This window comes from Oribacterium parvum ACB1, from assembly GCF_000238055.2.
Taxonomy (GTDB): Bacteria; Bacillota; Clostridia; order Lachnospirales; family Lachnospiraceae; genus Oribacterium; species Oribacterium parvum.
The window spans coordinates 1,112,501-1,126,924 of record NZ_KE148312.1; the positions used below are offsets into that span (position 1 = coordinate 1,112,501).

The window sequence follows — 14,424 nt, forward strand, 5'->3', positions numbered from 1 at the left end:
GTTGTGGCGGATGAGGTCGGAAACCTTGCACAGAAGTCCGCTAAAGCGGCACAAAATACAGCCGGTCTCATCGAAGAAACCATTGAAGCCGTTGATAAGGGAGCAAAGATTACAGCGGAAACGGCAGAGTCTCTTTCCGTGGTATCGCAGAAAACCGAAAAAATTAACAGAATTATTTCTTCCATTTCTTCCACCTCGGAAGATGAGGCAGAGGGCATTAAGCAGTTAAGTAACGGGTTGGAGCAGATATCCACAGTAGTGCAGAACAATACTTCTACTGCAGAGGAATCAGCGGCTGCATCTGAAGAACTATCCGGTCAGTCGGAACTTCTGAATCGTCTTTTGGATAAATTTCAACTCAAATCAGAACCTTATGACAGAACGAAAGGAAAGTAAAACGGGATATTGAATGCTTTGCGAGCGATACGCATTAAGAATAAAAGAAGGGGCTGTAAAAAATCAAAATAATAAAGGAATTCTTTGCAATATAGGTCTGAATGCGGGGGTAGTCTGAGCCCGTCGGTACTTGCGAAAAACAGGAGAAACGCAGTTTTTCGCTTAGTATCCGTTACGTAAGGACAAACTTTTCATCAGAAAAGTTGTCCTGTAACAGACCAACTTCCGAAGGAAGTTGCTTTGCAAAGCAAAGTGAGCAGTAGTCAACAAGACTACTGCTCAGTCAGGCGAAGCTAGCGAGAGCGTGCCCCAAGTTCAGACCTATATTGCTTAGAAAATTATTTTGATTTTTTACAGCCCCTTACGTCTTCGACTTCTTATGCGTGTTCCTTCAAGGCAAATATCGTATTCACATTTACTTCTCTTCCTTTAAAGTAAATCTCGTCATCAGGTTATTCAGGATTGCAGCCTGTCCGGATAGTTCTTCGGATGCTGCGGCACTTTCTTCAGCGGTGGCAGAGTTGTTCTGTACTACAGAGGAAATCTGGTTCATTCCGATATTAATCTGGCTGATATTCTCCGCTTCGGACTCCGATGCAAAATTGATATCCTTGATAATCTGACTGATTGTCTTTGTTCTTTCGGATACATTTTTCAGGGAGTCAGCGGTTTCTTCGGAAATCTTTGCTCCTTTTGCAACGGCATCGATGGTCTCTTCAATTAATACTCCCGTGTTTTGTGCCGCTTTAGCGGATTTCTGTGCAAGGTTTCCGACCTCATCGGCTACAACGGCAAAGCCTTTTCCGGCTGATCCGGCTCTTGCGGCTTCAATTGCGGCATTTAGAGAAAGAATATTGGTCTGGAAAGCGATATCATCAATGGTCTTAATGATTTTACTAATCTCGTTGGATTTCTCCGTGATATCCTGCATAGCACGAGAGAGCTCGTTCATCTTGTCGTTACTTTCAGTGACTGCATCTCCGGCATCCTTACTCATAGAAGAAGCCTTCTCTGCCATAACGGCAGTCTCCTTGATGGTATTGGAGATGTCATTCATGGTGGCACTCAACTCTTCAATAGAAGAAGCCTGCTCGGAAGCACCTTGAGACAAGGTCTGAGAAGCACTGCTGACCTGCTCGGCTCCACTGTTTACTTCTTCTGCCGAAGTGGAAATTTCCGAAACAGTCTTGGATAAATCCGTTGTGATTTCCACAATAGTGCTAAGGAGCGGCTTGTATGCGCCTTGGTAATATCCGTGCTCATCTTCCAAGTTCATAGCGAAGTTCCCGCGGGACAGTTCCGCTAATTTCTCTGACAAGTCGGAGATGATGGCACGGATGCGTCCGATAACACTTTGCATGGATTGCATCAGATCTCCGATTTCATCCTGATTGTGATAGCTTATATGGATGTCGAAATCGCCTTCCGCCATTTTCTTTCCGGCATCTGCTACAACCTTTAAGGGTTTTAGGCTCTTTCTTATGATTACAACCATGACAAGTGCCATGAGGATTACAGATAAAACACCGAAGAGGGTGCCTAAAAATACCAGTCTGTCGACCTCTTTATCATAGTCGGTTTCTGTTATGGAAAGGCGAACCCACCAGAGATTTCCGTGGAGATTGATGGGGCTGAAGTACTCCCTGCGGTCGACCCCGAGTTCATTCGTAATCTTCCTGCTAAATGCCTCCTTGCTGTCAAAGCCTTCCTGCAGTTGACTCAGTGCCTTTTCGGGTAAAATGTCCTTTAAGAGCTTTCCGTCATAATCCGGATTTTCACTGTGAATCACACCGTGGCTGTCCAGTACATTTGTAAACATACTGGGGAAGCTGTCATCTACTTTTTGAATACTGTCTATGACTGAGGCGTCCACATCTGTGATAATGGTGCCCTTAAACTCTCCATCTAAAATAATCGGATTACTGAAGGTAATCTCGCTATGTGTTACGCCGTCTTCTTCTTCGACATAGAGGTCAGTGATATACTTTTCCTTCGTTTCTTTTACTTTTGCATAGTAATCTTCGTTGCATATATCATCGTATTGAAAATTGGAAACAGTCATATCTTTTTTGCTGATTTGTGAAATATAAGGGGAATAGTCCTTTACGCCGGGAAGAAAGGCATTCGGTTCAAAAAGAATCCCTGCACCGATAAGCTGATCATTTCCTTGCAGTGTGGCATAGAGAGAATTCAAAATATAGCTCTCTCCGATATACTGCGAATAGGTAATATCCCGATTCACAATCTGACTTTTAAAGACAACGGGCTCCATGGATTCCGTGGGCTTTGGTGTATCATAATCTCCGCTTATAATCTGCCAGAGATTTTCCGGTCTGTCTCCGATTTTTTCTCCTTTTGAGTGGGAATAAATGAGTTGTAAGCCCTGTGCAATATTGTCGGATATCCCTTCCGCTTTTGTCATCACGGATTCAAAATCCGAACTGGCCGCAGCAGCTTTATCGTTCATATTGTCATCAATTCTTTTATCGATGGCAATTTCAAACGAATGAATCAAAAAATATAAAAGTCCTGCCAAAATACAAAAGGAAAAGATGCCCAGAAAAATAGACATCCTGGTGCCTAACTTCATCCTTCTTAAAAAAGAAATGCCTTTCCCGTTTCTTTGTTCTTTCATTGTCCCTTATTCCTCCTTGAAAACGAACTCTCCCATCCTTAAAACCTCGCGAATTCCTTGACCTGCGAAGGCTTATCTCTATTTAATCATCGGTAAAAAAAGGAAAAAAATAAATCATATTTTGCGTAGATGAAAAGAAATTTTGTGTTTTTAGAGATATAATGCTAAAGTTACAACATTCTCATAAAGAGTAGCTTGAAGGAGGAAAAGATGAAAAAAATCAAGAAGAAAGCATTGCTTCTGGGGCTTGCACTTAGCGTTCTTACCGCTTGCGGAAAGCAGGGCAAAAAGAGCGAAACGGAAGTGCAAGGCACTACGAATGCGGTAAGCGAGGGGGCTACGGAAAAGGGAACAGAGAAAGCGGCAGCGGAAAAGCCGGAGAAACAAGTAGTGGAAGGCACAGTCAGTAATACAATAGATATGACGAAGTATGAAAAAGGGAAGAAGATTCGCCTCTGGGTTCCGCTTCCGCATGACAGTGAGTACCAAACGGTTGACGGTATTGAGTATGATGCGGGAAATACATCCTCGGTAATCAGCGGAGATGATTGGGAAAATCAGATGCTCTATGTAGAGTGGGATGAGAATGCGGATCCTGCAGACAGAGTCGTTAGCATCCATTTTGATGTAAAGAGAGAAGAGGTGCTTCGTCCGGAATTAAAGGAAGAGGATACGGAAGCTTTGCCTGAGGAGGTAAAAAAATATCTTGAACCCTCCAAAAATCTTCCTTTAAACGATCAAGTCAAGGCAAAGGCTATGGAAGTTACAGAGGGAAAAACGACGGACTTGGAGAAGGCTAGAGCAATCTATGACTGGGTCATTGCCAATATGAACCGAAACGAAGATGTGAAAGGTTGCGGAGAGGGAGATGTCTGTGCTCTTTTAGATACTACTATGTCCGGAAAGTGTACGGATATTAACTCTATGTTTGTGGCTCTTTGTCGTGCGTCCGGAATCCCTGCAAGAGAGCATTTCGGCATTCGCATTAATGCGGAGGACATCACGAAGAACCAGCACTGCTGGGCAGAGTTTTATTTAAAGGGAACAGGCTGGGTATCTGCCGATCCTGCAGATGTATTAAAGGCTGTCCTGAAGAACAATTGGACAAAAGAACAGGAAGAAACAAAAGAAAAACAGGAATATTACTGGGGGAATCTGGATGCGGAAAGAATCATTCTTTCGGACGGAAGAGACCTGAAGTTAAACCCTGCACAGGCGGGAGAGGTGCTAAATGATTTCGGATATCCTTATGCGGAAATCGATGGGCAGAAACTGGATAACTATACTCCGGATCAGTTTGTTTATACCTATAGCTTTGCTAAAAAGAGCTGATGTGCTTTTAGCTCAGTACTTGCCTCTCTATCTTTCTATAATAAATCCTTCATTTTTTGCAAATAGGCAAATGTTTTTTTCCATGTTATACTCTTAAAGAAATATAGGAATCAGATGCTTTTTTTATATTGTACGGTAGGATGCCTGTATGGTCGTGCGTTCCTGCGGTCGGATGAGCGGATCTTGGATTTCCTAAAAAATCAGATTAAGGACTGTATAATGGAAAAGAAAATAAGTTTGAGAGAAATTATCGTTGTGGCATCCATGTTCTTCGGGATGCTTTTTGGCGCGGGAAATCTGATATTTCCCGTATCCATGGGACAAAAAGCGGGTATAGAGATGGTTAGCGCCGCTTGGGGATTTTGTATCACCGGAGTAGGCCTCCCTCTTCTATCCGTTGTGGCGATGTCAGTCAGTAAAACATCGAGTTTGACCGATATGGCAAGCTTTGTCGGAAAGCGCTTTTCCATATTTTTCACTACAATCTTATATCTCTGTATCGGTCCTCTTTTTGCCATTCCCAGAACGGCTACGGTTCCCTTCCAGGTTGGGATCGTTCCCTTTCTTCCGGAAGATAAGATTACACTCGGACTATTTTGTTTCAGCCTTCTCTTTTTCTCCATTGCCTTAGTTTTATCCTTAAAGCCGGGAAAACTTTTGACTTATGTGGGAAAAGTTTTGAATCCGATTTTTCTTATTTTCTTAGGCGTTTTATTGCTTACGGCACTCATCTTTCCGATAGGAAGCTTAAAAACACTTCCTGCAACCGGTGGATACGATGAGGGGAGCTTTCTAAAGGGTATCTTCGAAGGCTATAATACGATGGACGTTCTTGGGGCGCTTGCTTTTGGAAATATTTTGATTCAGACGATTCGAAATTTAATGGAGAATCAAGGCGATAAGGAGGAAAGTACGGAGAATGGAAGCGTATCTCTTATGACCATTTTATCGGGATCCATTGCGGCATTCATGATGATCCTCATTTACTTTGCCTTGACCTATGCCGGTGCGCAGAGTCGTATTGCCTTTTCCGTTCAGAAAAATGGAGGGGATGTTCTACACTCGATTTCCACCTATTATTTTCATAGCTTTGGCGGCATTCTGATTGGAATCATCATCTTCTTTTCCTGCTTAAAAACGGCTGTGGGACTCATTACTTCCGCTTCTATGGCCTTTGTGGAAATGTTTCCGAAGAGTCTGCCGTATAAGGTTTATGTCTGTATCTTTACTTTCTGTTCCTTTGCCATTTCCAATGTGGGCTTAAGTAAAATTATTTTCTATAGTATACCGGCTCTTTTCTTTATATACCCGATAAGCATGGTACTGATTCTCCTTTGCCTTTTTGGACGTTTTTTCGGCTATCAGAGAAAAGTATTTCAAGCTTGTATATATTTGACGATTCCCTTCGCCCTTTTGGACGCCCTGAAAATCCTTTTGGATGGGGGCGCATTGAAGGGCTTACCCTTTAGTGAGAATCTGCTTTCCGCACTAAAGCATATTCCCTTATTTTCCATAGGACTCGCATGGATTTTTCCATCGATTGCGGGCGTATTGCTGGGCGTGGTTTTGTGTTATACTGATAAGGTTCAAGGAAAAGAAGCAGACTAAAAACAAGAGACAAAAAAACAAGAGACAAAAAACAAGAGAAGAACTAAAAGTAAAAACAAAAAAGAGAGCAAGGTAAAAGAAAAAACCGGAATTGACTGCAAGGATAGAGGAGAAAAATCATGAAAGTGTTGATTTTAGCGGGGGGACTGGGAACCAGGATTTCCGAAGAGTCGCATCTTAAGCCGAAGCCTATGATCGAAGTAGGAGAGATGCCGATTTTATGGCATATTATGAAGTATTATTCTTCTTTTGGCTTTAATGAATTTATTATTTTGGCAGGGTATAAGCAGTATGTGATTAAAGAGTATTTTGCAAATTACTTCCTGCATAACGCCGATATCACCTTTGATATGAAGAAAAATACCATGGAGGTGCATAACAGCGAGGCGGAGAACTGGAAGGTAACAGTGGTAGATACAGGACTTCATACCATGACCGGAGGACGCATAAAGCGAGTGGAAAAGTACTTGAAGGATGAGCCTTTCATGTTGACCTATGGAGACGGCGTTTCCGATGTGGATTTGAACGCTCTTCTTGATTTTCATAAGAAAAAAGGAAAGCCTGCTACGATTACTATGGTCAATCTTACGCAACAAAAGGGTGTTTTGGATGTAGATACGGAGGGAAATATCCATTCTTTTCGGGAAAAGGAAGAAAAAGACGGTGCTGTAATCAATGGCGGTTTCATGGTTTTTGAGCCGGAGATTTTTTCCTATCTTGATGGAGATGAGACGATTTTGGAGCAGAGCCCCATGCAGAGATTGGCAACGGAAGGGAAGCTTTCGGGCTATTATCATGAGGGCTTTTGGCAGTGTATGGATACACAGAGAGAGAAGAAGCTTCTGGAGGAGCTTTGGGCTAGCGGAAAGGCACCATGGAAGAGGTGGTAAGGATGAATTTTCAGGACTTGAAGGAATTTTATGCCGGAAAGAGGGTTTTTGTTACAGGACATACCGGCTTTAAAGGATCTTGGCTGTGCCTTCTTTTAGAACTTTTGGGAGCAAAGGTTTACGGTTACGCTTTGGATGCGGAGGAAGGAGAACTATTTTCCATACTTTATCCGAACTTGACAACTTTTTCTTCTGCGGAGGAAGATTCCAAACGTAAAAAGGGAAACGACAGTAAAAAAGATAAGTCCTTGGCGGAAGAGGAAGAAAGGATTCAGTCCTTTACGGGAGATGTACGAAATTATGAGCAACTTCGTTCTATTTTACAGTGGGCTAAGCCGGAAATAGTCTTTCACCTTGCAGCGCAACCTTTGGTTCGGGAATCCTATCTCTATCCCAGAGAAACCTATGAGACCAATGTCATGGGGACGGTAAATCTTTTGGAAGCCGTGCGCTTTACGCCTTCCGTTCAATCCGTTTTAAATGTAACGACAGATAAGGTCTATGAGAACCATGATATGGAACACCATGCTTTTACGGAGGAGGAAAAGCTGGACGGCTTTGATCCGTACTCCAATTCCAAGTCCTGCTCCGAAATTCTGACACACAGCTATAAGAAATCTTTCTTTACCGAAGCGGACGGAAAGCGAAAGAAGGGAGCAATATTGCCGCGTATTTCCACTGCCAGAGCGGGAAATGTAATCGGTGGCGGAGATTTTGCGAAGGACCGGATTATCCCGGATTGCGTAAGGGCAAGTGTAGATGCAAAGCCGATTGGGATAAGAAATCCTTATTCTGTTCGCCCCTATGAGCATGTTCTGGAGCCCTTGGCGGTGTACTTGGAAATTGCGGCAAGGCAGGCGGGCTTTGTGAAGGGGCTTTGTCCGGAGGATTTTTCTTTGGAAAAAGGAAAGGACTTTGCAGGTTATTACAATGTAGGACCGGATCGGGAGGATGCCATTACGACCGGAGAGCTTGCGGGGCTTTTTGTGGAATTTTGGGGCGGAAGAGCCCGTTGGAAAAACATGGCCGAGAAAGATGCTCCGCATGAAGCGGGTTATTTGCAACTCAATACCAATAAACTAAGAAGAACCTTTCAGTGGGAGCCTCGATACACGGTGAAAGAAGCAGTGAAAGAGACGGTCTCCTGGTATAAGGCATGGGCAAATGGAGAGGATATGCGAGCTTTTTCGATTAAGCAAATCGAGACCTTCTTTGATAGAATACAAGGGTGAGTAATGAATCTTCAAGAAAAACAGGAAAAGGGACTGCAGATTCTTTTGGCAATCGATGCAGTATGTAAAAAGCACAATATCCGTTATCGTCTGGATTCGGGAACGCTCCTCGGGGCAGTGCGCCATAAGGGATTTATTCCATGGGATGATGATGTGGATCTCTGTTTTCTTCGTGCGGAGTGGGAGAAATTTGCAAAAGTTGCAAAGGAAGAATTGCCGGAACCTTATAGACTGGTTTTACCGAGCGAATATCGTAACGGAAAAGCCTTTTACGACTTTGTCCCAAGAGTAGTGGATTGTAGTACAAAACGAAGAGAGGCGGAAACGGAAGGAGATGCTTTTTACGAAGGGAAATTGAATCATCTTTGGGTGGACTGCTTTATTGCGGATACCCTGCCGAAGAGTCCTCTTTTTGCCCGATTTTATCGTTTTCGACAGCAGATGATCTTCGGACTTGCCATGGGGCATAGACGTGTTGTCCATTTAAGAAAATATAGGGGCATTTCGCGACTTTTTGTTTCCATTCTGTCGAAGATCGGCTACCTTATCCCTATGCCCTTTCTTTTTTCCTTACAGGAGAAATGGGCGAAGGCGGATCATTCACCCGGAAATCCCTGTAGTTATTATTTTTCCAATTATCAGCCGGATTTTCAGTATTGCAGTTCTAAAAGGGAGTGGGAAGAGCCTCTCATTGAGGCGGACTTTCAGGGATACAAGCTACCGATCCCCAAAGGCTATGATGCGATTCTCCGTATGCTTTACGGAAAGTATGAAATTCTGCCCAAAGAAGAAAAAAGAGTACCAAGTCATGAAGAAATGATTTAGTGAATATAACGGAACATGGAGAAAAAGAATTGAAAAAATGTAGTCTTATCGTTTCGGTATACAATGAGGAAGCAAGCCTGGAGAAATTTTTCGAGGCTTGCTCTTCGGTTTATGAAAGAATCGGCGGAGAATATAATTTGGAGCTTCTTTTTGTGGATGACGGTTCGGTAGATAAAAGTCCTCTTATACTGGACCAAATTGCGGCAGAGCATCCGGATTGGGTTCGTGTAATTCATTTTTCCAGAAATTTTGGACACGAAGCTGCCATGACGGCAGGTTTGGACTATGCCGGAGGAGACTTTCTGATTTTTATGGATGCGGATCTGCAACATTCTCCGGAACTGATTCCGGACATGCTGAAAAAGTACCGGGAGGGCTTTCAGGTCGTCTCCATGGTGCGGACAAAAAACAGCTCTGCGGGGCTTATCAAAAACATCAGTTCAGCGGCATTTTATTGGATTTTAAATCATTTGTCTCCCTTGCACTTTGAGGCAAATGCCTCCGATTTTTTCGGGATTTCCGCAGAGGTACAAGCGGTACTGAAGAAGTATTATCGTGAGAAGGTTCGCTACTTAAGAGGCTATGTGCAGTCTGTGGGCTTTCGTAAAACAACCATAGAATATGAAGCGGGAGTAAGACAGGGAGGGAAGAGTCACTATTCCATACGTAAACTTTTGGTTTTTTCAAAGAATACTTTGCTCTCCTTTTCAAATCTACCGCTAAGGCTTGGGATTTTTGCTTCCGCCTGCAGTATGTTCTTGGGGGTTCTTCTGCTTTTGTACACCCTCTTTACCAGAAAAGGCGCTCCATCCGGTTATGCGACCATCGTGGTTCTTCTTTGCTTTATGTTCGCCGTTCTCTTTTTTGTGGTGGGAATCATCGGGGAGTATATTTCCCTGCTTTTTGAGGAAATAAAGGACAGGCCGATTTATATCGTTTCAGAAACGAAGAATCTGGAGAAGAGAGACAGAAAAGGAATGGAAGAAGAAAAAGTATAGCCGGATTCAACTCTGAAGAATAGGAGGGATGAAGTTAAATTCGCAGAAAAAGAGATATGTAGAGTGTATAGAGATAGGAAGAACAGCACGAAAATAAGATATTTGATATAGAAATTTTTTATCCTCCGGAAAGATTTTTTTAGAAAAGAATTTCCAAGATTTACAAAAGAAATCTCTATTTTTTTTTAGGAGACAGCAGTTTATAATCCCTTAAGAATTCTAAAATTCGTTTTCATGAGGAGGAAAAAATGAAAAAGATTTTAAGCATGTTAACTATTTCCGCTATGGCAGCTTCTACATTAGCAGCTTGCGGAGGTGCAGCAAAGACTGAGACAACCAAGGCAGCTGAGACAACCGCTGCAGCATCAGAAACCGAGAAGGCTATGGAAGGAACCAAGGCAGCTGTTGAAGCGATGAGCGGCGACCTTGCAGACAAGAAAGTTGGAATCTGCATTTATCAGTTCTCTGATAACTTCATGACTTTATTCCGTACAGAGCTTGAGAACTATCTCATCTCCAAGGGATTCAAGAAAGAGAACATCAAGGTTATGGATGGCGCTAACGATCAGGCTACACAGACTAACCAGATCCAGAACTTCATTACCGATAAGGTAGATGTACTCATCGTTAACCCGGTTAACTCTTCTTCCGCAGCAACCATCACAGATATGGTTCAGGCTGCAGGCATCCCTCTTGTTTACATCAACAGAGAGCCGGATCAGGATGAAGAGAAGAGATGGGAAGAGAAGAACTGGGATGTAACTTATGTAGGATGTGATGCTCGCCAGTCCGGAACTTTCCAGGGTGAAATCATTGCAGACATCGGTATGGACAAGCTTGATATGAACGGTAACGGCAAGGTTGACTATATCATGATTAAGGGTGACCCCGAGAACATCGACGCACAGTACAGAACAGAGTTCTCCGTAAAGGCTTTAGAGGATGCCGGCATGCAAGTGAACAAGCTTGACGAGCAGGTTGGTAACTGGGATCAGGCACAGGCACAGTCCTTAGTTGCTAACGCTTTAGCTAAGAACGGTAAGGACATCGAAGTTGTATTCTGTAACAACGATGCTATGGCTCTTGGTGCTTTACAGGCTATCCAGGCAGCAGGAAGAACAGTTGGTGAGGATATCTACTTAGTTGGTGTAGACGCACTTGAAGAGGCTTGCCAGAACGTACTTTCCGGCACACAGACAGGAACCGTATTCAACGACTTCCTTACACAGTCTCACACAGCGGCTGATGCAGCTATCAACTACCTTACAGGCGCAGGAAATGACCACTACATCGGTTGTGACTATGTAAAGGTTACCAAGGACAACGCTAAGGATATTTTGGCACTCTTAAAGTAATATAATAAGTTTTAGTTTTCGCTCATTTATTTTGGGATTAACTTCGTCGGTAAAGCTATGAACTGCAGAATCAAGACTTATCTATAGTTCACCCGGCGATGGGGATGAGCTATTGGAAATGAAGGAGTGAAGGTGCCCGGCATCTCTCCTTCATTTCTTTTTCTAAAGAGTGAATCAATCATATATTTCTAAAAGAACGGATAAATCGTGTATTAAAAACGAATAAATCGTGTATTTTTTCTGAGGAATGAAAGAATCGTATATTTTTAATCTATAGATAGAGTAGAAGGAAGACATTTTCCTGAAAAGAAGCAGGCGGAAAAGCCTTTATGGAAGATGCCTTACGTCTTAAAAGGATTTAAATCTTAGAAAAGACAGACAGCAAAACAAGAGAATAAGACCTAATAGAAATGGAGGACTAGATGGCAGATTTTAAGTTGGAAATGAAAAATGTATCAAAATCATTTCCGGGTGTTAAAGCGCTGGATAATGTACAGCTTTCTGTCCGTCCGGGAACTGTTCATGCCCTCATGGGGGAAAACGGTGCAGGAAAATCTACTTTGATGAAGTGCCTTTTCGGCATTTACAAGATGGATCAGGGAGAAATTCTTCTGGATGGAGAAAAAGTAGAAATCAACAACCCGGATGAGGCTATGGAGCACGGAGTGGCAATGGTGCATCAGGAGTTACAGCCTGTGCTTGCCCGTTCCGTCGCAGAAAATATGTATCTTGGAAGATTTCCGGTGCATAAGCTCGGTCCTCTACAGGTCATTGACCATAATAAAATGCATAAGGAAACCGAGAAGTGGTTGTCGGAGCTTGGATTGGATTACAATGTAAAGGCGCCCCTTTCTTCTCTCTCCATCGGACAGATGCAGATGGTGGAGATTGCCAAGGCGGTTTCTCATGATGCGAAGGTAATTATCTTCGACGAGCCGACCTCTTCTCTTTCCGATAAGGAAGTGGAGTTCCTCTTTAAGGTTATGGGAGACTTAAAGAAAAAAGGCGTATCCATGATTTATATTTCCCATAAGATGGATGAAATCAAGAGAATTTCCGATGACATCACCATCATGCGAGACGGTACCTACGTGGGAACCTGGCGTGCGGAAGACATGACGACGGATCAGATTATCGCAAGGATGGTAGGACGTGAGTTAAACAATATTTATCCGGAACACCATCACGAAATTGGGGATACCATTATGGAAGTAGAGGATTATACCTCTATCCATGAGAAATCCTTCCGCGGAATAAGCTTTTCCATAAGAAAGGGAGAAATCCTCGGATTCGGCGGTCTTGTCGGAGCGCAGAGAACGGAGCTTATGGAGGGAATCTTCGGTATTCGCCATATTGCTAAGGGTAAGGTGAAGGTGCACGGTAAGGAAGTCAGCATCAAAAGACCGAAGGATGCGATGGAAGCAGGTATCGGTATGATTACCGAGGACCGTAGAGGAAACGGAATCTTCGGTTGCCTTTCCATAAAGGACAATGTCGGTGTTTCTATTTACAACAAATACTTAAGAGCCGGAGTGATGCTGGATCATCCGTCTATCAACAAGATTGTGGATGACAATATTAAAAGACTGTCCATTAAGACACCCAGCATGAAAGAACAGATTGGGAACCTCTCCGGAGGAAACCAGCAGAAGGTTATCATTTCCAGATGGCTTGCAAAGGATCCGGATATTCTGATTATGGATGAACCGACTCGAGGAATCGATATCGGTGCAAAGCATGAAATTTATGAGATCATGGAAGAACTTGCAAAACAGGGAAAGGCCATCATCATGATTTCTTCCGAGATGCCCGAGCTTCTCGGTATGGCGGACAGAATCTGCGTAATGTGTAACGGAAAGCTCACAGGTGAGCTTAATAATAAGGAAGAAATGACACAGGAAAATGTCATGAACTTTGCAACTATGTTCTAGGGGAGAGGGAAAATGCAAAAGACACAAAAACAAAAAATTACAGATTTTTTAATCAATAACGGTGTCATTATCGTTATGTTTATCCTGGTAATCTATACAGGACTGACCACAAAGAACTTTTTGACTCCGGATAACGGCATGAACCTGCTTGCCAATATGTCCTACCGTTTGGTTATCGCACTCGGTATTGCAGGTTGCGTTATTACGGCAGGTTGTGACCTTTCCGCAGGTCGTATGATTGGTTTCGGTGCTTGCCTTGCCGGTACCCTACTGCAGCAGGTGGATTACTCCGGAAGATTCTTCCAGCAGGAGCCTTGGGCTTCCCTTGGAAACGGCTTCCTTTTAAAGATTACTCCGTTAAATCCTTTCGTGGTTTTACTGCTTGTTATGGTGGTTTGCGCGATTTTCGGAACGATAACCGGTTGGTTCATCGCTTATCTCTCTGTACCGCCTTTCATTGCCACTCTGGCTATGATGGAAATCATCTACGGTTTGGGACTTTTGTTCACGAACGCAACTCCGCTAGGCGGATATGTTGAGTCCTACACCCTGTTCTCCAGAGGAAAGTTCTTGGGCTTAAGCTTCTTGATCTGGATGGCTCTCCTTATGGCAGGCATCACTTGGTTCATTTTTAACATGACTCGTCACGGAAAATATATGTATGCTATCGGTGGAAATGCACAGGCTGCCGAGGTTGCCGGTGTACCGGTGAACATGACTCTCGTTATGATTTATGCCAAGGCTGCCGCATTCTACGGAATGGCAGGCTATATGCTTGGTGCAAAAGCCGGCGGTGCTTCCGTAAATACCGGTCTCGGCTATGAGATGGAGGCGATCGCTGCCTGTGCACTCGGCGGTGTATCGGTAACCGGTGGACGTGGAAAGGTATCCAGTGCATTTATCGGAGTAGCGGTGCTTGAGCTTTTGAAGACGGCGCTACAGTATCTCGGTGTGAATGCAAACGCACAGTACATTGCAATCGGTATCGTTATCTTTATTGCGGCATCTCTCGATATCCGGAAATACCTTACCAAGAAGTAAAATCTTCTACATTTTCATACCATGCCTCTCGGGATTTCCAAGTGCAATGCATAAACGAAATTCTGCGGAAGCAAAAAAGAGCTTCGCCCTTCGCCCGGCGGAGCTTTTTTCTTTTACAAGACTTTCTTGACCTTCCTAAAAAATGGTCTTATTATCGGAGTGTATTTGTATTTTTTGAGGA

At 43.4% G+C, this 14,424-nt stretch carries 11 protein-coding genes; 10 read left to right on the forward strand and 1 reads right to left on the reverse strand.

Annotation, left to right across the window (positions count from 1 at the left end):
- A partial coding sequence (locus HMPREF9625_RS11370) for a methyl-accepting chemotaxis protein (RefSeq protein ID WP_016361591.1) occupies positions 1-396 on the forward strand: 396 nt, incomplete at its 5' end.
- A gap of 415 nt (positions 397-811) precedes the next feature.
- On the opposite strand, the gene HMPREF9625_RS05145 is transcribed toward HMPREF9625_RS11370, so the two are convergent.
- A complete protein-coding gene (locus HMPREF9625_RS05145; protein WP_009534977.1) occupies positions 812-3,031 on the reverse strand; it encodes a methyl-accepting chemotaxis protein in 2,220 nt (739 codons plus the stop codon).
- Between the two features lie 210 nt (positions 3,032-3,241).
- Here HMPREF9625_RS05145 and HMPREF9625_RS05150 point away from each other — a divergent pair, with 210 nt between their 5' ends.
- From HMPREF9625_RS05150 to HMPREF9625_RS05190, 9 genes are all read left to right on the forward strand, one after another.
- Positions 3,242-4,363, forward strand: coding sequence for a transglutaminase-like domain-containing protein (locus HMPREF9625_RS05150; protein ID WP_009534976.1), 1,122 nt, complete (start codon positions 3,242-3,244; stop codon positions 4,361-4,363).
- Positions 4,364-4,582: 219 nt separating this feature from the next.
- Entirely contained in the window at positions 4,583-5,971 is a 1,389-nt protein-coding gene (gene brnQ / locus HMPREF9625_RS05155) for a branched-chain amino acid transport system II carrier protein (protein ID WP_036569840.1), read from the forward strand.
- A gap of 119 nt (positions 5,972-6,090) precedes the next feature.
- Positions 6,091-6,861, forward strand: coding sequence for a glucose-1-phosphate cytidylyltransferase (rfbF, locus tag HMPREF9625_RS05160; RefSeq protein WP_009534974.1), 771 nt, complete (start codon positions 6,091-6,093; stop codon positions 6,859-6,861).
- 2 nt (positions 6,862-6,863) lie between these two features.
- Positions 6,864-8,093: a CDP-glucose 4,6-dehydratase gene (gene rfbG / locus HMPREF9625_RS05165; RefSeq protein WP_009534973.1), complete on the forward strand. Its 1,230-nt coding sequence runs from the start codon at positions 6,864-6,866 to the stop codon at positions 8,091-8,093.
- Between the two features lie 3 nt (positions 8,094-8,096).
- The gene (locus tag HMPREF9625_RS05170) at positions 8,097-8,918 is read left to right on the forward strand and encodes a LicD family protein (RefSeq protein WP_009534972.1); all 822 of its coding nucleotides are present in this window, start codon (positions 8,097-8,099) and stop codon (positions 8,916-8,918) included.
- A 29-nt stretch (positions 8,919-8,947) separates the two neighbouring features.
- Positions 8,948-9,916, forward strand: a complete 969-nt coding sequence (locus HMPREF9625_RS05175; protein WP_036569843.1) for a glycosyltransferase family 2 protein — start codon at positions 8,948-8,950, stop codon at positions 9,914-9,916.
- 248 nt (positions 9,917-10,164) lie between these two features.
- Positions 10,165-11,271: a galactose ABC transporter substrate-binding protein gene (locus HMPREF9625_RS05180; protein WP_009534970.1), complete on the forward strand. Its 1,107-nt coding sequence runs from the start codon at positions 10,165-10,167 to the stop codon at positions 11,269-11,271.
- Positions 11,272-11,693: 422 nt separating this feature from the next.
- On the forward strand, positions 11,694-13,202 hold the full coding sequence (locus tag HMPREF9625_RS05185) for a sugar ABC transporter ATP-binding protein (RefSeq protein ID WP_009534969.1): 1,509 nt from the start codon (positions 11,694-11,696) through the stop codon (positions 13,200-13,202).
- Positions 13,203-13,214: 12 nt separating this feature from the next.
- Positions 13,215-14,243 carry an ABC transporter permease subunit gene (locus tag HMPREF9625_RS05190; RefSeq protein WP_009534968.1) on the forward strand — a complete coding sequence of 343 codons (1,029 nt, stop codon included), beginning with the start codon at positions 13,215-13,217 and terminating at the stop codon, positions 14,241-14,243.
- Positions 14,244-14,424: the final 181 nt, after the last annotated feature.

Excerpts from the sequence above, each read along its gene's own strand:
- HMPREF9625_RS05180 (WP_009534970.1), top strand. The coding sequence starts at position 10,165 with ATGAAAAAGATTTTAAGCATGTTAACTATTTCCGCTATGGCAGCTTCT.
- HMPREF9625_RS05190 (WP_009534968.1), top strand. The coding sequence starts at position 13,215 with ATGCAAAAGACACAAAAACAAAAAATTACAGATTTTTTAATCAATAAC.
- brnQ (WP_036569840.1), top strand. The coding sequence starts at position 4,583 with ATGGAAAAGAAAATAAGTTTGAGAGAAATTATCGTTGTGGCATCCATG.
- HMPREF9625_RS05170 (WP_009534972.1), top strand. The coding sequence starts at position 8,097 with ATGAATCTTCAAGAAAAACAGGAAAAGGGACTGCAGATTCTTTTGGCA.
- HMPREF9625_RS05145 (WP_009534977.1), bottom strand. The coding sequence starts at position 3,031 with ATGAAAGAACAAAGAAACGGGAAAGGCATTTCTTTTTTAAGAAGGATG.
- HMPREF9625_RS05185 (WP_009534969.1), top strand. The coding sequence starts at position 11,694 with ATGGCAGATTTTAAGTTGGAAATGAAAAATGTATCAAAATCATTTCCG.
- rfbG (WP_009534973.1), top strand. The coding sequence starts at position 6,864 with ATGAATTTTCAGGACTTGAAGGAATTTTATGCCGGAAAGAGGGTTTTT.
- HMPREF9625_RS05150 (WP_009534976.1), top strand. The coding sequence starts at position 3,242 with ATGAAAAAAATCAAGAAGAAAGCATTGCTTCTGGGGCTTGCACTTAGC.
- rfbF (WP_009534974.1), top strand. The coding sequence starts at position 6,091 with ATGAAAGTGTTGATTTTAGCGGGGGGACTGGGAACCAGGATTTCCGAA.